Origin of the sequence: Dyadobacter sediminis, assembly GCF_005860765.1 — a bacterium.
GTDB lineage: Bacteria > Bacteroidota > Bacteroidia > Cytophagales > Spirosomataceae > Dyadobacter > Dyadobacter sediminis.
The window spans coordinates 272,902-292,001 of the sequence record NZ_VCEI01000011.1; the positions used below are offsets into that span (position 1 = coordinate 272,902).

The following is a 19,100-nucleotide window of genomic DNA, read 5'->3' on the forward strand; positions in this document are numbered from 1 at the left end:
GTTCAAGATTTAAAAACAAGTGATTTTGAAATAATCTGAATAGGACAAAGGTAAATGCCGGCGGCTAAATCGTGCGGGTGAGATTGCGACAAGGAAAGGGGGGCTTTGTGACAATTAATGATGTCAGAACAAAGTTTAAAATAAACCCTGTCTTAGGTGTTCTTGGGCACATAATGAGCATCCGGGGACCTTCGTCGAACCCGTTACCATTACAAGGTATTTCCTGCAAAATTTTATTAATAAAAAGCCATTCAGTCTGTTAGAACTGAATGGCTTTTTATATTTAAGAATACTTGCTGAATTTTCTAGATATAAGCAATGCAGTCGATTTCAACAAGTGAATCGCCCGGAACGCCGCCATAAACGGCAACGGTTGTACGGCATGGCGGTTTGTTTCCGAAACGGCCTTTGTAGGCTTCGTTCATGGCTTTGTAATCGTTCAGGTCGTGAAGAAAAACACTGCATTTCAGTACTTTTTCCATTGAAGAACCTGCTTTGATCAATTCCTTTTCCAGTTCGTCCAGTACGTGTTTGGTATGTGCCGTAATGTCGCCTTCAAAATGTGCACCTTTTCCGGCTATAAAAACCATGTTGTTGAACTTGGTGTGACCGGAAAACAGTGGAACGTCCTGATACATGACCACATCGCCTACTTCCTTTTCAGGAGCAACATCCGCTTTCGCTTTTGAAGCAACGCCAAGTCCTGCCACACCTGCAACAGAAGCGAATAATTTTTTTAGAATGGATCTTCTTTCAGACTTCATAATGGATACTATTAATAAGGTTGTTTAATGCAATATAATTATGATCTTTTCTTCCTGCTTCTTTTTGCCAGCTTGTCATTCGCCGGCAAGGTTACTTTCCAGATGCTGCCGCCGGCCTTGTTACCGCCTTGTTTTCCGCCATATTCAATGATGTACAGAATGTTTCCAACCAGAAGCGCGTCAGTAGGAGCGGTAAATCCTTCTATCAGGCGTGTCGTTTTTACCTTGTAATTATCAGTTGCCTTGTCATAAACAAGATCCAGATCCAGCAAATCCCGGCCCTGCCTTCTCAGCGGACTCGGGTTGGTGACGCCGTTTCTTGGCCCGCCGGTGTAGCGGATTACAAATCCGTCGCCGGCCAGGTCTTTCCCGAGTGCATTTTCATTGTCAAAGAACAGCGCAAGCGGCGAGGAATGTGCATTGAAAGTTCCGACTGTTGCGCCGGTTGTATCGCCGTCCATGACAACGCCTGTCTTTCTGTCGCGGTACTCGTTTGCATCCGGGCCCAGATTCTGTACAGCAGGTGTAAACTGAACGTTTGCCGGTCTTTTAGGAAATTCCGGGTCGTTGTGAAAGTACTTCATCAGCCATGCAAAAGCAAATTTGCTCAGAAAAGGATCTTTTTCAGGATCGGGCTGGAAGTCGGGATATTGCTGCGGATTTTCGATGCCGCCCATGATCCAAGGGAAACCGTAATGATGTCCCTGTCTTACCCAGAACATATCTTCAGGATGATCGTAATCTCCTGAATTTGAAACGGCAAACAAATTTCCCTTCGGATCAAACGCCATATCATAGGCGTTGCGGATTCCTTCTGCGTAAATGTATCCGTCGGCTTTCAGTTCGGCTTCATCTGCTGAAAGCAAGAGATCCTTGGAATCAATCGAGAAACGGAATATTTTGGCTGTGAGGGCATTGTCTCTTGCATTCGGGTATTCGCCGCCGTTATCCTGAACTTCGCCGTGATCCGTGCGTGCGCCGGTATTTACATAAATGTATTTTCCGTCCGGACTGATTTCCAGTGCGTTCCAGCCATGGTCAAAAGTGGTTTTATTGGCACCGTATTCAACCGTATTGAAAACAACGGTCATTTCGGGCTTTTCCACACCGCTTTTCATTTCATAGCGGACCATGCGGCCTTTGTTGCCTTTATTGTTGTTGACGTTGATATTACCCGCAAGAAAAAGCGTGTTTCCCTTGAAAGCAGCGCCTTGCAGACGGATTATGCCATGATCTTCGGCAGAAAGCAGTTTTTTACTTTCAGGCTGGCCATTCACAAGGACGACTTTGAGTACATCACCGAAAAATGTGGTATAATAAATTTCACCTGTAACCGGATGGCGAATAATCCGTACCGCTTCGGGTTCTACTTTCATGTAGTGCTCGATTGTAATATCGTCACGAAGCGACTTCGGCGTTGCCGTGCCCTGTTCCTTGGTTTGTGCGGAAGCCTGAAATGCGATGCCGGCAACAAGCAAGGCGGCTAAACCGGGTTTGAAAATGCGGCTGAGTGTGAGCATGGTCTATAATAAGGTTCAGGATTTACTCATTTTTACCTAAATGGCGGATGTATGCTACAAGCTGCCATCTTTGTTCGGCAGTAAATACATCTTTAAAAGGCGGCATGTTGCCTCTTCCGTTGGACAGTTTCCAGAAAAGGGCGCCGTCACTTTGCTTTTTAACCAGCGTGTCGTGAAAATTTGCCGGCTTCTGGCCAAGCGCACCACCAGCGGCACCGTCGCCGTAACCTTCATCGCCATGACAGGAAGCACAGTATAAAGTAAACAGTTCTTCACCCTGCGCCAGCGTCAGCGGTTCTTCGTGATACGGGCTTTTAAGCGTGTCTGCCCATGCGGGCGCAACCCAGCGATCCTGGTTTGAATGACTGTAATTTTTAACGTTTTCCGGTGAAAATCCGGCGAGGATTATGCCGGAAAATAAAAACAGGCTGGCGGCTGTATATTTATTTTTTTGCATTAATGTTTTAAAAAATTGTTTTTTGCTACTTTTGCCATTCTCCCTCCATCCCCTTAAAGGAACACTCAATTTGCCGGAGAGTAATATCCAACTTAACGGGGAAGGAAGGAGAACAACTTTATTTCAGGTTGTCAACCGAGGCTCTTACTTTCGATACATCCTCCGTACTTACTTCACCGGCATTGTTACCGAAGTTGGTTCTGATATGCGTTAAAACTTCTGCAATTTCTTCGTCCTTTAAAAAGCTGTGCTGCGGCATGACGTTGTTGTACGATTGCCCTTTTACTTCAATCGGACCTTCAAGGCCATTCAGCAGCACTTTGATCAGCCGTTCCTTGTCACCCGTAACCCATTCCGAGCCGCCAAGCGGAGGGAAGCGCTGTGAGTCGCCCATTCCGTTTCGCTGATGGCATGCCGTGCAATATACACTGTACACTTTTCCGCCTGCAACCGGTTTGTCTTTGTCAAGATCATCGTTTACAATATCCGGTGTGCGGATATGGGACATGGATTTCCTTTTTTCCATTTTGGCAAGGGAAGCTTTCGTAAATTTCTTCTTGCTGCCTTTATACGTTACTTTCCAGATTTTACCCTTTTCGGTTTCGGCAATGTAAATGGCACCGTCCGGCCCCATGGCGATTCCCATTGGCCTGTAAACGGCATCGCTTGTGTTGACAATCGGGTCAACGCCGGCAAAGCCATCTGCAAAAACCTCGTATTCACCCGAAGGCTGACCGCTTTTGAACGGTACAAAGCCGATAAAATAGCTGGATTGCGGATACGGAGCGCGGTTTGTCGATCCGTGAAAGGCAATGAAAGAACCGTTTTTGTAATGTTCGGGAAACTGGTTTCCCTGATAAAACAAAATGTCATTTGGAGCCCAGTGACCCGGAAATCCGATCAGCGGCTTTTCGTACTGATCGCAACGGCCCACTTCTTTTCCGTCGCCGCCGTATTCCGGGTTAAGCACTTTTTTGCCCTGCATCTGATCATAATAGCAATAAGGCCAGCCTGCATGCGTGCCTTCCTTAATCCTCAAAAACTCTTCCGACGGCAGCAGCGCACTTTGCCAGCCCGAAAAAAGCTGGGGCCAGAGTCGAAGCAAATCATCACGGCCATGCTGAACGGCATACAGGTTGTTGTCTGCAAAATTCCAGTCGAGGGCTACAACGCTTCTCAGTCCGGTTGCAAATTTGAGCCCGTCTTTCTGGTGCTGACCGGTTTTATTTGCATCAAAGCGCCAGATTCCGCCGTGATCTTCCAGGATCGGGCAGGGATCCATCCCGACCGAGCCGGGCGTACGGTTTTCTTCCTGGCATGCATTGGAGTTGGCTCCGAAAGGCACGTACATAAAACCCTTGTCATCGAATGTAAGCGGCTTTGCAATGTGCTCGTGCATGCCGTGCGGATGATCATCCGTCAGGATTACTTCTTCCTCACTTTCGGGAACCAGCTTTCCGGGTGTCAGTTTGTAACGGTAAACGACCAGTTCGGAGCTGAAATAAAGGTAGCCTTTGTAAATCCTCATAGCGGTTCCGTAAGCTCGTTCCTTTGCAGCGCCGCCAAACCTTTTGATGATATCGGCACGTCCGTCCTGATTGGTGTCACGCAATGCAATCACTGATTCGCTTTTGTCGGCAAAGCGTGCTTTTACATAGATGTCGCCGTTATCGTTGATGGCCAGATGTCTGGCTCTTCCGGGCAGGCTGTCCACAACAACAGTTGCTTCAAAACCTTCCGGCAAAAACAACCCGCCGTTTTTGGTATTAACAGGCGGGTTTTCCTGATCGGAATGCTGCGTAAACCCCAATGCAAACAACAGCAGCAGCGAGGCGGACAGCTTTAAACGTTTGGTGAACATGAGTAAATTTTAAGGGTTTAGGAAAAAAGCTTTTTTTGCTATGGGCTGTTAGCTAACAGCTTCCGGTTCTTGGATTTAATTTTGTTTTTATAAAAGTTATCATCTTACCGACAGTCGCTGAAAACTGCGGGCTAATCGCTTTGAGCTAATTACCGCAACTTTACACTTACTTCAGATAGATCGGTTTTGCAATGCCGTTCAGGTCGTATACGATTTTGCCGCCCATGATGGTCATTTCACATTCAAGTTTTTCCTTGGCTTCCATTTTATAGCCGGTCTTGTCATAGAATCCGAAGTTACCTTTTCGCATTGAAAAAACAGCAACATCGGCAATGGCATTTTCTGAAATGTGGCCAAGGTTATCACGTTTGATCACTTTGGCGGGCGCCCATGTACTTGCCTTGATGACCGAAGGAAGGTCCATACCCATTGCATAAAACTTGGACATGATGCTGAGCATATCTTTCATGGAGCCGTTCATGCTTCCCGTATGCAGGTCCGTACTGATGGTTTCAGGGTAAAAACCAGCTTTGACAGCCGGTATCGCCTGCGAATAATTAAAGCTGGCGCCACCGTAACCCACATCAAATACAATGCCTTTCTTGCGCGCTTCCAGCACAAAGGGTTTCACTTTCTGCGTGGCCTCGTCCACGATAGTTTCTCTCACATTTCCTTCCAGCAAAGTATAGGCATGCGTGAAAATATCACCTTTGCGGAGGTGCTTCATAAACAGGTCTTCCAGCGGCAGCGGAGGCGTGCTTCCGCCAAAATCGATCATGACCGGCATGTTGGCCAGCGTTCCGGCTTTAACGGCGTTGTCAACAGGTTTCCAGTCGTTCCCGATAAAATGCGCCACTTTGAAACCGACAATATCATTTCTGTTTTTGATCGCAACCGCAGCGGCAAGGTTCGGGTCCATATCGCTGGTGTCCTGCTCGTAATTTCCGCCTCGCATGCCTTCCCCGACAATATTCAGAAAAGATAATACACGTGTTTTGGAATTGAAAATGACATTGTTTTTAAATTCCGAAAATGATTCCCAGCCGGCCCCGCCCGCATCCACAATCGTTGTAACGCCTACCCGGAACGTAAATCCGTCCGGCGGCACTGCAACCAGACCGTTACTGAGATAATGGTTCGGCTCCGTGCCAAAAAACACATGGCCGTGAATATCAATCAATCCCGGTGTAACGTACATGCCTTTCGCATCCACAACCTGCCGGGCTTCAGACGGATTGATGTCTTTGGCAATTTTCCTGATTTTTCCTTCGGAAATCCCTACATCCATAATCTGGTTAAGATTATTTTTCGGGTCTATGACAGTTCCGCCTTTGATGAGGATGCTGTAAGTCTGGGCAAATGTAGCCGCGCTTTGCAGGCACAGCATGTAAAAAACAATCAGAAATCTGTACTTCATTTGATAAGGGCTTAGGAATAGCATTAAGGTATTATGGAATGTCAGACAACGGCTTTGGACAGTTCTTCTTTCAGCCGGGATGCCACGATTTTTTCCTCGCCTGATTTCAGCATCCAGGCGGTAATGGTCAGTGAATTGTTTTCAGCAGGCATGATTTCAATCGACGGATTTCCCTTGCGCAGGTTTTCCTGAAGAACTTTTACCGGAAGGCTAACTTTTGCCGAGTCCCATGAAACTTTCAGGGTAGGCGTATGATTTCCGAGTTCGGGAACGGTCACTTCCGTGCTTACGCCGGCTACGCTTTTGGCCGCATTGCTGATGTGCGAAATGCGGTCTTCCCACATTTTCCATTCCTTTTTATGATCCATTTTCACAAAGTTGTCCAGCGCAACGTACATGCCGAGGATTTCTTCCTTGTTTACTTTCATGCCGCGGCCGATTGTCGATCCGCGCGGCGGCATGCTCAGTCTTGCTGCTTCGATCAAGTGTTTTTTACCCATCAGGATGCCTGCGCTTTGCGGGCCGCGCATGGCTTTTCCACCCGAAACGCAAACCAGATCAAAGCCCATGTCGTTGAATTTCCAGAGATTTTCAACAGGCGGAACGTCGGCAGCCATATCAATCATGGTCGGGATGCCATTCTTTTTGCCGATCTCGACAAATTTTTCATGCTTGATCTGGCCAAGGTCGGCCTGAATGTTCAGGAACCAGAGCATGGCCGTTTTTTCATTAATTGCCTTTTCCAGTTCTTCCAGCGTTTCCACCTGAACGATTTTGCAACCTGTATTGGTAAGTGCATGGGAGTAACCGATGTTATGGCCTTTCTGGATAATTACTTCCGATTTCATTCCGGTTCCTTCCAGATGCGGCAGCGCTTCCACTTTTTTCTGGTCCATTCCGGTCAGCACGCCTGCAAGTCCGAGCGTTAATGCTGAAAAACAGCCCGCTGTGACTACGGCTGCTTCCGAGTGACAAATGGAAGCAATTTTTTCGCCTACCTTGGTCTGTACTTCATCCAGAATCATAAAATCCTTCGATGCACCCTGAATGGTTTCCACGACTTCGTCCTGCATCAGCGAGCCGGTCATGAACGTGTAGGTACCCGCTGCATTAATAAAAGTACGGATGCCGAGTTCTTTTGCAATGTTTCTGGCAGGCCCTCTGGCGATCAGGCCGGCAGTATCAAAACTGCTTTGTCCCAGAAATCCGCCGATCAGCGGAAATGTGGATAAATGCTTGATTAAATCTCTGCGGTTTATCATAATGGTAAAGGACGAAATAAGGTGACAAAGGTTTTCGGGATTAACAACAATTGTTTTACAGCATAAGGATGCAGATTATATGCAAGAATACTCTCCTTTGTATAATAAATTTTTTTATTTAGTATAAAGATGAGAATAATGTTTGGCATGCATGAATCCTGATGCTTTTTTATTCTGATGTTACTCTTGTTAAATGCAAATTCCTGTAAAATTTACTCTGCCGACTGCATATGTACTTTATTTCAGTCCTTTACCTGTAATAATCAGTTCATCAATCCAGAAAAAGCTGTTTTACACAAACCGGCGTCGGAATGCTGATTTCCTTGCCTGAATAAGTAAGTTTTCCGTCCGCAGCATTTCTTGTAAAAAAAACGGCATTGTCGTTATCCCGGTTGGTGACAATAACGAATTCTCCTTTCTGATCGACCAGGAAATTGCGCGGGTGCTTCCCATGTGTGGACACATGGCCTGCTACGGTCAGTTTGCCTGTTGCAGCATCCACTGCATACACCGCCAGACTTTCATCGCCGCGATTGGACGCATACAGAAACTTCCCGTCTGGAGAAAAATGAATATCGGCAGCGTAGCTTTTACCTGTGAAGTCGGAGGGCAGCATGCTTACCCTTTCCATCGGAACGAGAGCGCCGGAATTTTTAACGATCTGGAAGGAATTGACAACCGACGCCAGTTCACACGCCGAGTAACCAAAATTTCCGTTCGGGTGAATAGCGAAATGACGAGGCCCGTCTCCGGATTTTACCTCAGCATACGGAACCGCAGCCGGCGTAAGTTTTCCGGTTTCGGGATGCACGGAATAAACCATGATCCTGTCGATTCCCAGGTCGGACGCATAAATGTATCTGCCGTCGGAAGAAGGAATTACCGAATGCATATGCGGTTTCTGGGACGGTCCGCCTTTATCCTGGATGGAGTCGGCTGCTGCGCCGATGCTGCCGTCCTTGTTGAGCAGATAAACGCCAAGCTGACCGCTTCCGTAATTGGAAATATATAAAAACCTGCCTTTCGGGTCAACGCTGACGTGGCACGGACCTTTGCCGAGCGATGGCATGGCGTTCAGGCTTTTGAGCTTTCCGCTTGCCGCATCAATGGCGTAAGACGATACCGTATTGTTGCCTTCATTGGCTGAATAAAGATATTTTCTGTTCGGGTGAAATTCCAGGAACGAAGGACTGTTTTTGTTGGTCAGTACTTGTAATTCTTTGTAGGAAAGATCTTTTCGGTCAAACTCGTAAACATAAATGCCTTCGCCTTTTTGCGTGTAAGTGCCCACATAAAGAATTTCTTTTGATCCGTTTTTTTGTGCGAAAGTCATGGCTGCTGAAATTAGGCAAATGAGCGTTAAAATGGTTTTCTTCATATTGGGTTTTGTTAGATGTAAAATGCTGTTTGTGAAAAGTATGTGGGATTTATTCAAAGATGAGCGTACCGAATTTTTTAAACTCGTGGAAACTGCCGCCTGTTTTTTGCCATGAATAATAAGTGGTTTCATTGTCGTAATCAATGCGGTAAAAGTTGCCTTTCCATCTGGTACCGGATTTCGGGGCAGTGGGCGGCGCAATCGGGTTCATGAGTGCGAAGGGAATGAAGAATTCTGCTTTCCAGCCTTCCACGGAAGCCATGCTTTTTTTCTGGCCGCCTTCCGTACTGGTTGCATGCTGTACTTTGTTGCGTTCGTTGTAGTTCCAGGGTTTCCATCCCTGCGCCCTTCCATTGATATTGGGAACAAGGATCGGAAGTTCGTAATCCAGCGGAGAAAGTTCGTACTCGAGATAAACAGGTACCGAAGTGTCCGGCCACAGAAAAACTTCCACGACGTCTTCTTCATACAATGCACCAAAATCTTCGGTAATGGTCGCCGTCAGTTTCCGGTCCGTACAATTGAAGAGGAAGTACATTCCCTTTTCAGAATACAGAACTTTGACCTGTGTGGAAAACTGCTTTCCGGGTGCCGGCTGTCTGGGGCCTTTCTGGACGGTGATATCAAACCACTGTGCTGCGGCCCAGTTCGGAGCATTTCCTTCTCCGTTTACTTTGAAGTCGGAAGTCTTTTTAATTACGAGAGAAGAATCTGCAGTGCGGGCATGAGAATGGCTTAGCGCCGTCACAAGGGACATTAACATAAACAGTAGTACAAACTTTTGCTGCATCGGTTAGAAATAGGTTTAGGAAAATAGAAAAGGTAAAGATTATTTAACACTGTCCTGCGCGGACAGCCGGGTTTGTGGGTTTAAAGGTGTAGATGGAATTACGCATTGTATTCTGCTGAGCCGTTATTCAGGCAATTTCTCCGGAAAGTGAAGCAATGATTTTAAAGCAATTTCATCAGGTTTTTACACATAACCAAATGACAATGTGCCTTCATGATATGTATTAGGCGTTTTTTGCGGGTATTCATGCATGTTGTGGAATGATTATTTAAGAAAGTAAGACAAATTGATATTCTATAACCATTTAACTGTAAATGTCATGATACGCGAAAGAGGAGAGCCTGCGATACTAGATACCAGCAAGCCGATATTAGAAGCACCTGTATTTCCTGATTATCCGTCCAACACGCAGACACAACGTCCGGTAGCAGAAGATCCGGACCTGGTTGGAGACGATGACGACGATGAAGATGATGTAGACATTGATGATACGACGGTTGATGATGAAGACGACGATTTCATCGATGAGGAACCAGTCATTGTTGACGGAGATGAAATTATCGACCTGGATGACGACGACGAAGATGATGATTTGTTGTAAGCCGGTCAGCCGATAAAATATAACTGATACTCAGAAAGCTTCCGTTTACGAACGGGAGCTTTTTTGTTTGAAATGAGTAATGAAACCGGACTTGCGCCTTATTGAGCTAAATGTTTCGTTTCTTACCATTCCTAAACCAATGCATTCGACAGACAAAAATGTTACACAAAGCATTACGCAGGTAATTGCTGCCTCTTCACTCGGTACATTAATAGAATGGTATGACTTCTATATTTTCGGCAGTCTTGCGGTCATCATCGGGCAGCAGCTTTTTCCAAGTGATGCCGGCGCTTCCGCATTGATCAACACACTGGCGATTTTTGCGGCAGGGTTTATCGTACGGCCTTTCGGCGCGCTGGTTTTCGGACGGCTTGGCGACCTGATCGGCAGAAAATATACTTTTCTGCTGACGCTGGTTTTGATGGGCGGCTCTACTTTCCTGATCGGGCTGATCCCGTCTTATTCAAGCATCGGCTATGCGGCGCCCATTCTGGTATTGATCCTGCGACTTGTGCAGGGACTTGCGCTGGGAGGTGAATACGGCGGTGCTGCTACATACGTTGCCGAACATGCACCTGTGGGGAGAAGAGGCTTTTTTACAAGCTGGATACAAACCACGGCCACACTCGGATTGTTCCTGTCGCTGGGTGTTATTGTGCTCACCAAAAACATCATCGGCGCAGACAAGTTTGCTGACTGGGGCTGGCGGATTCCGTTTCTGCTGTCCATTCTGCTTGTCGGCGTTTCGGTTTACATCCGGATGAAAATGCATGAGTCGCCGGTTTTTTCCAAACTGAAAGCAGAAGGAAAAATTTCCTCGAATCCGTTAAAAGAGAGTTTTCAGAAAAAGGCCAACTTTAAAATGGTGCTTTTGGCTTTGTTCGGCGCGACAATGGGGCAGGGCGTCATCTGGTATACAGGCCAGTTTTATGCGCAATCGTTTCTGGAAAATACCTGCAAGCTGGATTTCAATGAATCGCGTTACATCCTGCTTTGGGCGATTCTTTTTGCAACTCCGTTCTTTGTCGTATTCGGAACATGGAGCGACAAGGTCGGGAGAAAATGGATCATGCTGGCGGGTATGCTGCTGGGCGTCGTGTTTTACAGGCCTATATACCAGTACTTTATAGATGCCACGAATGTAAAGGAATTTGAAAAAACCGAACTGAAAAGTGCAACCTCGCCGATTGTGGAAAGAGGCCTTGTAAAAGACACAAAGGATTCCATTATCACCACGACTTCCTTCAAAACACTTCAAAGCGGAATGACATTCAAGGAATCCAATGTAATCATTATTCCGGACGACGTACTCGCGCCTATGCCGGAACCGCAAACGATTATCAAAGACGTAACGCTTCCGCGAAGTACCTATATAACTATCATCATGCTTGTTTTCTTCCAGGTTCTGCTTGTTACGATGGTTTATGGCCCCATTGCTGCCTTTCTGGTCGAATTGTTCCCGACGCAGATCCGCTATACTTCCATGTCGTTGCCATATCATATCGGAAACGGCGTTTTTGGCGGACTTGTGCCCTTTATTGCGACGCTCGTTGCTTCATTCAGCGGCTCTACGCCACTTTCCGGACTTTGGTACCCGATCGGAATTGCAGCGCTTTCCTTTGTGATCGGTGCGGTTTATATTGATAACAAAGGCGACAAAAATGTAATGGATTAAGTGAAAAGCAAACCTTGCGGAATTCTGAAATTAAAGTTAAAATACTGAAAAAATGAATGGTTTGAAAAAGTTGCTCGGAATAGTGTGGATGCTGCTGGGTCCTGTGATTATTGCCTTTTTATTCATGCAGGCAATAGATAAAATCGCCGCTTCCGCAGAAGGTGTTGCGCGGACAAATACGACTTTGCAATGGTTTATTATCATCCTGATTTTTATACCAATCTGTGCAGGTCTTGTCATTTTCGGTTATTATGCGTGGAAAGGCGAGTACGAGCATTTGCCGGAAAGTTCGTCTGATTTATAAGTATGCCTTGTGCCGGAATTGGTTTTCCATTTAAGAACAGTTGGCAACAGCATCCGTACGATCACCAGAAAAGGAACAGCCGGATCATTGATCCGGCTGTTCCGGTAAAAAAGTCTCCATGCCGGAATAAAAAAACTTCTTTACCGTAAATGATGTTTTGTCCGTTGTAAGTTATAGGTATTGTATGCATCATCCCTGCCATCTGACCAAGAAACAATCATGAAAGAAGAAGTTTTTATCTTATCCGCAGCACGTACCCCGATCGGCAGCTTTGGCGGAAGTCTGGCATCAGTTCATGCGGCAAAGCTTGGTGCGACCGCCATTCAGCAAGCCCTTGCAAAATCGGGCGCAGATCCGGAACGTGTTCAGGAAGTTTTGATGGGCAATGTGATTTCGGCTAATATGGGCCAGGCACCTGCAAGGCAGGCGGCAGTTTATGCCGGGTTGCCGACATCCGTTATCTGTACAACGGTCAATAAAGTGTGTGCCTCGGGAATGAAAGCGGTGATGATGGGCGCACAGGCCATTCAGCTCGGCGATGCGGAACTGATCGTTGCCGGCGGAATGGAAAGCATGTCGCAGATTCCGTATTATTTGCCAAAAGCCAGAAACGGGTACGGATACGGGAACGGAGAAATTATTGACGGGCTTTTGAAAGACGGCCTTACAGACGTTTATGACCAGATCGGAATGGGCATCTGCGGCGACCGAACTGCTTCCGAATATTCACTTTCACGCGAGGAACAGGACGAATACGCCATACGTTCCTATAAACTAAGTGCGGAATCCACCGAAAAAGGATACTTTTCCAAAGAGATTGTTGCTGTTGAAGTACCCTCCCCAAAAGGCGGCGAGCCGGCAATGGTATCCGAAGATGAAGAATTCAAACGTGTAAAATTTGAAAAAATAACCTCGTTAAAACCGGCATTTTCAAAAGACGGAACCGTTACAGCGGCCAATGCTTCCACCATCAACGACGGCGCGGCGGCCCTTGTACTGAGTGGAGAAGCAACGGTAAAGGAATCCGGCATCAAGCCGGTTGCCCGCATTGTAGCTTACGCAGATGCAGAACAGGATCCTGCTTGGTTTACAACTACGCCGGTTCTGGCTACGCGGAAAGTACTTAAGAAGGCCGGTTTGTCTCTGGAAAATATTGATTATTTTGAAGTAAATGAAGCCTTTTCGGCCGTTGCACTGGCGTATGTCAAAATACTTGGCCTGGATATAAACAAGGTAAATGTATTTGGCGGGGCCGTTTCACTGGGACATCCGCTGGGCGCTTCCGGCGCCCGGATTCTAACAACCTTGCTTTCCGTTCTGGAACATAATGATGGCAGATACGGACTGGCAACCATTTGCAACGGCGGGGGCGGCGCTTCCGCAGTCATTATTGAAAAACTGTATAAAATCAGCGGATAAGCACTTTGAGCCGGTTGTAAAATCCTGTGCTTTTGAAGGTGAATGTTTTGTGAAGAATGTAATTGCTGACAAAGCTGAAACCCATCCCGGTGAGGTATGAACCCATTTCCGTTACATTGACTTCCTTTCTGGAAAACGGCAGTTTTAACTTGTAAATCTCGAATCCCAGTACTTTGGTTGCGAGTGTAAAGGAGCCTACCGTAAACAACTGTGTCACAGCCAGTGAAATCAGCGCAACCATAAAAAATTTGATCATTTCCCGGCGTGTCTGATTGCTTTTTCTGGCATCGAAAGCAAACAGTTTGGTGAGGATAAAACCAACTACAAACCCGACCATATAAGACGGAACAATGGACGCACTCCACGAAATATCGAACCAGTCCTGAATTAAACTGCTGGAAATCAATTGAATCACTGCACCTGTGCCTGCAACAAGAAAATACGCTATTAGATCTTTGGCATTGAAAATACTTTTCTTCTTTATTGGGGCCACCGGTGTGATATTTAGTAAAAAATCGGACTTTAACTGGCCCCAATATTAGAAAGAAAATGCTCCTGAAACAATAAAGTCGCATGAGTTTGATCAACAGGGCGTATTTCCCGGATGAAGATACGATGGCACTATTTTTGTTGTACCCGGATTAGTTATTTCTTTCACGGCCAAAACAGAATTTCTCCGGCCATACTACTCTGTTATGAAAAAATTTATTCTCAGCGCTTCGTTCTTCCTTTCTGTAATTTCAGCAAATGCGCAAGTCCAGCGGTGGGCAGTCGGCTTTGAAGTAGGCGAGCCTATTGCAGTCAGTGTACGAAAATACGGCGACCGCAACGCTCTGGATTTAAGTGTCGGTACTTATATCGGTCTTTTCAAGGGTAAGGATAATTACAAAGTCAGCAATGATTTGCTGGGCGGCGTAGGTGTGATGTTCAATGGCACTTATTTATGGTATGTGCCATTGCTGAACGATAGAATTACGACTTATGCGGGTGTCGGAATTCAGGTCAATTCGCGCCGCTATTATCCGAACCGGGATGTGAAGTCGGTTCATACCACCAACATTTCAACAGGACCATCAGGAACCGTCGGGATTGAATTCTTTTTCGGAGCCAGACCGGCTTCTTTCTTTGTGGAAGGCGGCGGCTATGCAGAACTGATCCCGAAAATATTTTACTTTAATCCAAACCTGAGCGTAGGCCTCAGACATAACTTTTAACACTTGAAATCTTGAAAAATCTAGTCTATTGTATTATCCTTTTTGTAACGGGAGTTTCCTGTTCTGAAACTTTGCAGCGGAACTACGACCGGAGACACGGAAATTATTCAGGCGATCGGTACAGCCGGGCCGAAAGAGATAGAATCAACCGGAGAGAAGATGCTGCAAGCCGCAATGCTTACAGAAGAGATTACGAAAGAGTTACTTCAGATGATTTAAGCATCCGTGCAGGTTCCGGTGGAGACACCGGCAGCAACGCCCAGCTTCTCCTTCAGTACGAAGATATGGACAAAGTCGGCGAAGTGATCATTTACGAACTCGACGTACTGGAAAGGCGCTGGAATGTGCTGCTGAACGAGTACAAAACCGCAGATCAAACGCAGAAAGAAACCATTTCTACCGAACTCGATCAAATCAGTGCAGATCAACTCACGCTTTACAGAGCATATACCCGCATTTACCGCGAGGGTAAAACAAACTGGCCGATTGTTAAAAGGGAGGTGGAAAATACATTGCGAACCGTCAGAAAAGTAGCGGATAAATAAGACAGGAATATTTACCAGCCGGCACCTTTGGTGCCGGTTTTAATGCGGCACAAGTAACTATCCACGGTCATATAGAGCGTAGATCCGTCATTTCCCCACGCGCAGTTGGAAGTAAGTTCACCCATCACAATGCGCCCGAGCAGTTTTCCGGCCGGGCTGATCACAAACAATCCGCCCGGTCCGGACGACCAGAGATTTCCGTCCTTATCCACTTTGAAACCGTCCGGCAAACCGGCTACCCCCGACTTGCTCAAAGATGTGGCGTCATACAGAATTTTCCCTTTGCCCGCATTCCCTTTTTCATCAACCGGATACGCCATCCATATTGCTTTTTCCGGGTCGGACTGTGCGATATACAACGTTTTGCCATCGGGCGAAAATGCAATGCCGTTTGGCCTGCTCAGATCGGAAATCTGCTGCGTAATATTTCCGTCGGGATCCATGCGGTAAACACCAAACTGCGGAATTTCACGCGTAGGATCGTCCTGTTTTTTATTCATGCCATAAGGCGGATCGGTGAAGTAAAAACTGCCATTGGCATGTTGTACAATATCGTTCGGACTGTTGAATCTCTTACCCTGAAAATGATCAGCAAGCGTCACTTTTCCGCCTGCGTTCAGCGGCATGGCCGAAATTCTGCGGTCACCGTGTTCGCAGGAAACAAGACGCCCTTTGTTATCAATGATCAGACCGTTGCTGCCGGGTTCATCGCTGTAATAGCCGCGTCCGGTATAGCCTGAAGGTTCAAGAAAAACGGAAAGTCCCTTTTTTTCATCCCATTTGAATACCTTGTTTTCGGGTACGTCCGAAAAAAGCAGAAAACTGCTGTCTTTCACCCAGACCGGCCCTTCGCACCATTGAAAACCCGAGGCAATTACTTCCACGTTCGAATCTTTCGGAAGCAGTTTTTTAAATGCCGGATCTTCATAAATAATCTTGCCCATAGTCGGATAGGATTTCTGGGCAGAAACCGAAAACACAAGCGTGAAAGTAAGGCAGATTAAAGAAATTGCTGATTTCATCGGTTTGTAAAGGTTAAGAAGGAATTTTTGATTAAAGCCGCAAAGACTCTATAACTTACTGCCGACAGCCGTACTATCCTTGTGTTTTCGGAAACAAGGAAAGAACCAGACTTGAAAAAGGAGCCAGCTGCATGGTGCTGAGCTTTCCGGAATGAACAGGATCCGTTGAAAACACCACATTCAGAAAAGCCGCTTTTTCATTGGGAAGCATGAGTTTTTTAGCCGAACTGCACAAGTTATGAATAATCAGAAGTGACTTGTCAGCATGCGGGCGGAAATACGCCAGCAGCTGATCATCGTGCAGGCATACGCGATGCAGGTTTGGAGCCAGGATCTGGGCGAGTGCAGGTTCCGTTTTCCGCAGTCGGATCAGTTCACGATAATGGCTGAAAACCGATTCGGGATCAACGGACTGGACGGAAAGCGGAGCCACGGTGCGGGAAGTTGTAAATGTGGCATCAATCCATTTTGTGTTTTCATTTTCTGCATCATCGTCGGTCCACAGAAAAGGCTCGCGGATATACGGGTCCGGCTTGGTGCCCAGCATCCCGATTTCTTCCCCATAATAAATGTAAGGCTGCCCGGGCAGCGTAAGCAGGATACTGGCTGCCAGTTTTATCTTGTTTTTATTGTTGCCGACAACGCTGCCGATACGGTCCTGATCGTGATTGGTCAGCATAATGGCATCGATGAACAGTGGATTGTATTTGGCAAAAAGTGCATAGCTTTCCAGAAGTTGTTCGATCAGCAGCTCGTCCCTTTCCTGAATTACGATCCGCTGCAGCATAAAACTCAAATCGAAATGAAAAGTAGCGTCCAGATATTTATAGTAAGGAGCAACTTCTTCATTTTCAGCCCAGACCTCGGCTACGGTAAAAGCATCGGCCTTCGCGTTCCGAACGATGCCGGAGAAAAATTTCCAGAAATCAAGAGTCTGTTCCTTTTCCCATTCCGGATAAATATGCCGCGCTGCATCCAGCCTGAAACCGTCCACACCGATTTCCATCAGCCAGAAGCGTACAATTTTTTCGATTTCGCAGCGCAGTTGTTCCGAATGATAATTGAGATCAGGCATGCCTTTAAAGAACAACCCATAATACTTTTCAGGGTCCTGCGGATTTTCATGCCATGGATAAACAACCTGCGAATCGTCCGATGTTTCCCTTTCGGAAATGCCGAGTGCTTCAATTTGCGCGGGCGTCATCCACCAGTAAAACGGGCGAAAGGCATTTTCCGGACTTTTGCGTGCTTCTGTAAACCAGGGATGCAATGTACTGGTATGGTTTACGATCAAATCGAGGTAAATGTGCATGCCTCTTGCATGGGCTTCGGCGAGCAGCCTCCTGAAATCGTCCATGGTACCAAATTCCGGCTCAATGCCGTAGTAATCAACGACGTCGTACTTGTGGTAAGTCGGCGATGGGTGAATCGGTGTAAGCCACAGGGCTTCAATGCCCAGTCCGGCCAGATAATCCAGTTTGGAAGTAATCCCGTTCAGGTCGCCGATGCCATCGCCGTTGGAATCGCAAAAGGAACGAACAAAGATTTCATAACAGATCCTGGGGATGTATTTGGAATGATCTGCATTCATGAGTAGTGTGGGAATATGTATAAGCGTACAAGTGTGCTACTGGAAATAAGGTTTCAGCAACCGGTAAACAACATGGACCGGAAGCCCCATAATCGTGTAAAAAGAACCTTCAATCTTTTCAATACCCGTCATACCGATCCATTCCTGAATGCCATATGCGCCGGCTTTGTCAAACGGCTTGTAATTTTCAATATAATAACTTATTTCGGAATCGTCCAGCTTTCTGAAATAAACCTTTGCAGCATCCGATACTGTCTGAATCTCACCATCCGTAAGCATACTGATTGCCGTCACTACGGTATGACTTCTGCCGGAGAGCAGCCGGAGCATCCGCCCGGCGTCAACTGCATCGGAAGGTTTTCCAAGGATCTGATTGTCAGCAATTACAACGGTATCTGCCGTAAGTACAATGGATTCAGACCGTAACCCCCGGAACATTTTCGATTTTTCATGCGAAATATGGGCTGCCACTTCTGCTGCAGGCAAATCTGCCGGAAAACATTCATCGGTCGGCAGTACTTCTACTGAAAAGTGAAAACCGGCGTCTGCAAGCAACTGTTTCCTTCGCGGTGAATTCGAGGCAAGAACAAGCGGTTTTTGTAAAGCAATCATGATGGCAAAGGAAGTCGGGATAGTTAAGAGTCGAAATTTAAAGGCAAACCACTTCTGCAAACAAGGATTTTACGGATCATTCAACATTTTTTTGGCATTACCGGAACTATTAACAAATAAATAGATGTTTATACATTAAATGTATCTACATATTTAATACATTTGACAAATGATTATGTCCATTGAAACCGATATAAAGCAAAAAAAATTTCGGAGCCCGTACCAACGGCTGGCGCTGAACCTTGTTTATACAAGCAACTGGCTGGGATACAAGCAGCTTGAAATTTTTAAGGATTACGATATTACGTCGCAGCAATATAATGTGCTCCGAATTCTGCGTGGCCAGAAATCCGTTCCGATCAAAGTAAGTGAAATAACCGAACGGATGCTGGATAAAAATTCCAATACTTCCAGGCTCGTGGACAAACTGCTTGTTAAAAACCTTGCAGAACGAAAATCCTGCCCGAATGACCGTCGTGCGGTGGATGTGGTGATTACGAAAGAAGGCCTGGATCTGCTGGAAAAACTCGATCCGTTTGTGGAAGAATGGGAAAACCGGTTCAGCATCATTTCCCCGGATGATGCCGAGCGCTTCAGTGCATTGCTGGACAAGCTCAGAGAATCAGACAATCAGTAAACTCAATTATACAATTAATAATCAAGTCCAT

General features: G+C 46.3%; 19 protein-coding genes. 7 read left to right on the plus strand and 12 right to left on the minus strand.

The genetic code is table 11. The features are described 5' to 3' along the window. Positions 1 to 305: 305 nt before the first annotated feature. The 8 genes from FEM55_RS02130 to FEM55_RS02165 form a co-directional block, all read right to left on the minus strand. Positions 306 to 764 carry a RidA family protein gene (locus FEM55_RS02130; protein ID WP_138279665.1) on the minus strand — a complete coding sequence of 153 codons (459 nt, stop codon included), beginning with the start codon at positions 762 to 764 and terminating at the stop codon, positions 306 to 308. A gap of 38 nt (positions 765 to 802) precedes the next feature. Beyond that, the gene (locus tag FEM55_RS02135) at positions 803 to 2,284 is read right to left on the minus strand and encodes a PQQ-dependent sugar dehydrogenase (RefSeq protein ID WP_138279666.1); all 1,482 of its coding nucleotides are present in this window, start codon (positions 2,282 to 2,284) and stop codon (positions 803 to 805) included. A gap of 22 nt (positions 2,285 to 2,306) precedes the next feature. Next, positions 2,307 to 2,741, minus strand: a complete 435-nt coding sequence (locus FEM55_RS02140) for a c-type cytochrome (protein ID WP_138279667.1) — start codon at positions 2,739 to 2,741, stop codon at positions 2,307 to 2,309. Between the two features lie 118 nt (positions 2,742 to 2,859). Next, entirely contained in the window at positions 2,860 to 4,602 is a 1,743-nt protein-coding gene (locus tag FEM55_RS02145) for a PQQ-dependent sugar dehydrogenase (protein ID WP_138279668.1), read from the minus strand. 166 nt (positions 4,603 to 4,768) lie between these two features. Continuing rightward, positions 4,769 to 6,019: an amidohydrolase/deacetylase family metallohydrolase gene (locus FEM55_RS02150; protein ID WP_138279669.1), complete on the minus strand. Its 1,251-nt coding sequence runs from the start codon at positions 6,017 to 6,019 to the stop codon at positions 4,769 to 4,771. A gap of 41 nt (positions 6,020 to 6,060) precedes the next feature. Next, positions 6,061 to 7,281, minus strand: a complete 1,221-nt coding sequence (locus FEM55_RS02155) for an aminotransferase class V-fold PLP-dependent enzyme (RefSeq protein ID WP_138279670.1) — start codon at positions 7,279 to 7,281, stop codon at positions 6,061 to 6,063. A gap of 271 nt (positions 7,282 to 7,552) precedes the next feature. Next, on the minus strand, positions 7,553 to 8,659 hold the full coding sequence (locus FEM55_RS02160; RefSeq protein ID WP_229209053.1) for a lactonase family protein: 1,107 nt from the start codon (positions 8,657 to 8,659) through the stop codon (positions 7,553 to 7,555). Between the two features lie 49 nt (positions 8,660 to 8,708). Then, on the minus strand, positions 8,709 to 9,422 hold the full coding sequence (locus FEM55_RS02165) for a carbohydrate-binding family 9-like protein (protein WP_229209054.1): 714 nt from the start codon (positions 9,420 to 9,422) through the stop codon (positions 8,709 to 8,711). A gap of 346 nt (positions 9,423 to 9,768) precedes the next feature. On the opposite strand from FEM55_RS02165, the gene FEM55_RS02170 reads away from it, so the two are divergent. The 4 genes from FEM55_RS02170 to FEM55_RS02185 all read left to right on the plus strand — a co-directional run bounded on the left by FEM55_RS02170 (position 9,769) and on the right by FEM55_RS02185 (position 13,448). Next, a complete protein-coding gene (locus FEM55_RS02170; RefSeq protein WP_138279672.1) occupies positions 9,769 to 10,050 on the plus strand; it encodes a hypothetical protein in 282 nt (93 codons plus the stop codon). Between the two features lie 139 nt (positions 10,051 to 10,189). Beyond that, a complete protein-coding gene (locus tag FEM55_RS02175) occupies positions 10,190 to 11,725 on the plus strand; it encodes an MFS transporter (protein WP_138279673.1) in 1,536 nt (511 codons plus the stop codon). A gap of 52 nt (positions 11,726 to 11,777) precedes the next feature. After that, entirely contained in the window at positions 11,778 to 12,029 is a 252-nt protein-coding gene (locus tag FEM55_RS02180; RefSeq protein WP_138279674.1) for a DUF6814 family protein, read from the plus strand. Positions 12,030 to 12,248: 219 nt separating this feature from the next. Then, the gene (locus FEM55_RS02185) at positions 12,249 to 13,448 is read left to right on the plus strand and encodes an acetyl-CoA C-acyltransferase (protein WP_138279675.1); all 1,200 of its coding nucleotides are present in this window, start codon (positions 12,249 to 12,251) and stop codon (positions 13,446 to 13,448) included. On the opposite strand, the gene FEM55_RS02190 is transcribed toward FEM55_RS02185, so the two are convergent. Continuing rightward, entirely contained in the window at positions 13,438 to 13,941 is a 504-nt protein-coding gene (locus FEM55_RS02190; protein WP_138279676.1) for a GtrA family protein, read from the minus strand. The genes FEM55_RS02185 and FEM55_RS02190 overlap by 11 nt on opposite strands. A 202-nt stretch (positions 13,942 to 14,143) precedes the next feature. Here FEM55_RS02190 and FEM55_RS02195 point away from each other — a divergent pair, with 202 nt between their 5' ends. Then, positions 14,144 to 14,662 (plus strand): hypothetical protein, encoded by a 519-nt coding sequence (locus tag FEM55_RS02195; protein ID WP_138279677.1) that lies wholly within the window; start codon positions 14,144 to 14,146, stop codon positions 14,660 to 14,662. 11 nt (positions 14,663 to 14,673) lie between these two features. Beyond that, positions 14,674 to 15,207: a hypothetical protein gene (locus FEM55_RS02200; protein ID WP_229209055.1), complete on the plus strand. Its 534-nt coding sequence runs from the start codon at positions 14,674 to 14,676 to the stop codon at positions 15,205 to 15,207. Between the two features lie 11 nt (positions 15,208 to 15,218). Here FEM55_RS02200 and FEM55_RS02205 read toward each other — a convergent pair whose 3' ends face one another. From FEM55_RS02205 to FEM55_RS02215, 3 genes are all read right to left on the minus strand, one after another. Then, positions 15,219 to 16,229 (minus strand): SMP-30/gluconolactonase/LRE family protein, encoded by a 1,011-nt coding sequence (locus FEM55_RS02205; protein ID WP_138279679.1) that lies wholly within the window; start codon positions 16,227 to 16,229, stop codon positions 15,219 to 15,221. A 73-nt stretch (positions 16,230 to 16,302) separates the two neighbouring features. Then, positions 16,303 to 17,820 carry an alpha-amylase family glycosyl hydrolase gene (locus FEM55_RS02210; RefSeq protein WP_138279680.1) on the minus strand — a complete coding sequence of 506 codons (1,518 nt, stop codon included), beginning with the start codon at positions 17,818 to 17,820 and terminating at the stop codon, positions 16,303 to 16,305. 36 nt (positions 17,821 to 17,856) lie between these two features. Then, positions 17,857 to 18,432 carry a Maf family nucleotide pyrophosphatase gene (locus FEM55_RS02215; RefSeq protein WP_138279681.1) on the minus strand — a complete coding sequence of 192 codons (576 nt, stop codon included), beginning with the start codon at positions 18,430 to 18,432 and terminating at the stop codon, positions 17,857 to 17,859. Between the two features lie 175 nt (positions 18,433 to 18,607). Between FEM55_RS02215 and FEM55_RS02220 the strand changes: the two genes are divergently transcribed. Further along, positions 18,608 to 19,069, plus strand: coding sequence for a MarR family winged helix-turn-helix transcriptional regulator (locus FEM55_RS02220; protein ID WP_138280612.1), 462 nt, complete (start codon positions 18,608 to 18,610; stop codon positions 19,067 to 19,069). Positions 19,070 to 19,100: the final 31 nt, after the last annotated feature.

Excerpts from the sequence above, each read along its gene's own strand:
- FEM55_RS02130 (WP_138279665.1), bottom strand. The coding sequence starts at position 764 with ATGAAGTCTGAAAGAAGATCCATTCTAAAAAAATTATTCGCTTCTGTT.
- FEM55_RS02135 (WP_138279666.1), bottom strand. The coding sequence starts at position 2,284 with ATGCTCACACTCAGCCGCATTTTCAAACCCGGTTTAGCCGCCTTGCTT.
- FEM55_RS02140 (WP_138279667.1), bottom strand. The coding sequence starts at position 2,741 with ATGCAAAAAAATAAATATACAGCCGCCAGCCTGTTTTTATTTTCCGGC.
- FEM55_RS02145 (WP_138279668.1), bottom strand. The coding sequence starts at position 4,602 with ATGTTCACCAAACGTTTAAAGCTGTCCGCCTCGCTGCTGCTGTTGTTT.
- FEM55_RS02150 (WP_138279669.1), bottom strand. The coding sequence starts at position 6,019 with ATGAAGTACAGATTTCTGATTGTTTTTTACATGCTGTGCCTGCAAAGC.
- FEM55_RS02155 (WP_138279670.1), bottom strand. The coding sequence starts at position 7,281 with ATGATAAACCGCAGAGATTTAATCAAGCATTTATCCACATTTCCGCTG.
- FEM55_RS02160 (WP_229209053.1), bottom strand. The coding sequence starts at position 8,659 with ATGAAGAAAACCATTTTAACGCTCATTTGCCTAATTTCAGCAGCCATG.
- FEM55_RS02165 (WP_229209054.1), bottom strand. The coding sequence starts at position 9,422 with ATGTTAATGTCCCTTGTGACGGCGCTAAGCCATTCTCATGCCCGCACT.
- FEM55_RS02170 (WP_138279672.1), top strand. The coding sequence starts at position 9,769 with ATGATACGCGAAAGAGGAGAGCCTGCGATACTAGATACCAGCAAGCCG.
- FEM55_RS02175 (WP_138279673.1), top strand. The coding sequence starts at position 10,190 with ATGCATTCGACAGACAAAAATGTTACACAAAGCATTACGCAGGTAATT.
- FEM55_RS02180 (WP_138279674.1), top strand. The coding sequence starts at position 11,778 with ATGAATGGTTTGAAAAAGTTGCTCGGAATAGTGTGGATGCTGCTGGGT.
- FEM55_RS02185 (WP_138279675.1), top strand. The coding sequence starts at position 12,249 with ATGAAAGAAGAAGTTTTTATCTTATCCGCAGCACGTACCCCGATCGGC.
- FEM55_RS02195 (WP_138279677.1), top strand. The coding sequence starts at position 14,144 with ATGAAAAAATTTATTCTCAGCGCTTCGTTCTTCCTTTCTGTAATTTCA.
- FEM55_RS02205 (WP_138279679.1), bottom strand. The coding sequence starts at position 16,229 with ATGAAATCAGCAATTTCTTTAATCTGCCTTACTTTCACGCTTGTGTTT.
- FEM55_RS02210 (WP_138279680.1), bottom strand. The coding sequence starts at position 17,820 with ATGAATGCAGATCATTCCAAATACATCCCCAGGATCTGTTATGAAATC.
- FEM55_RS02215 (WP_138279681.1), bottom strand. The coding sequence starts at position 18,432 with ATGATTGCTTTACAAAAACCGCTTGTTCTTGCCTCGAATTCACCGCGA.
- FEM55_RS02220 (WP_138280612.1), top strand. The coding sequence starts at position 18,608 with ATGTCCATTGAAACCGATATAAAGCAAAAAAAATTTCGGAGCCCGTAC.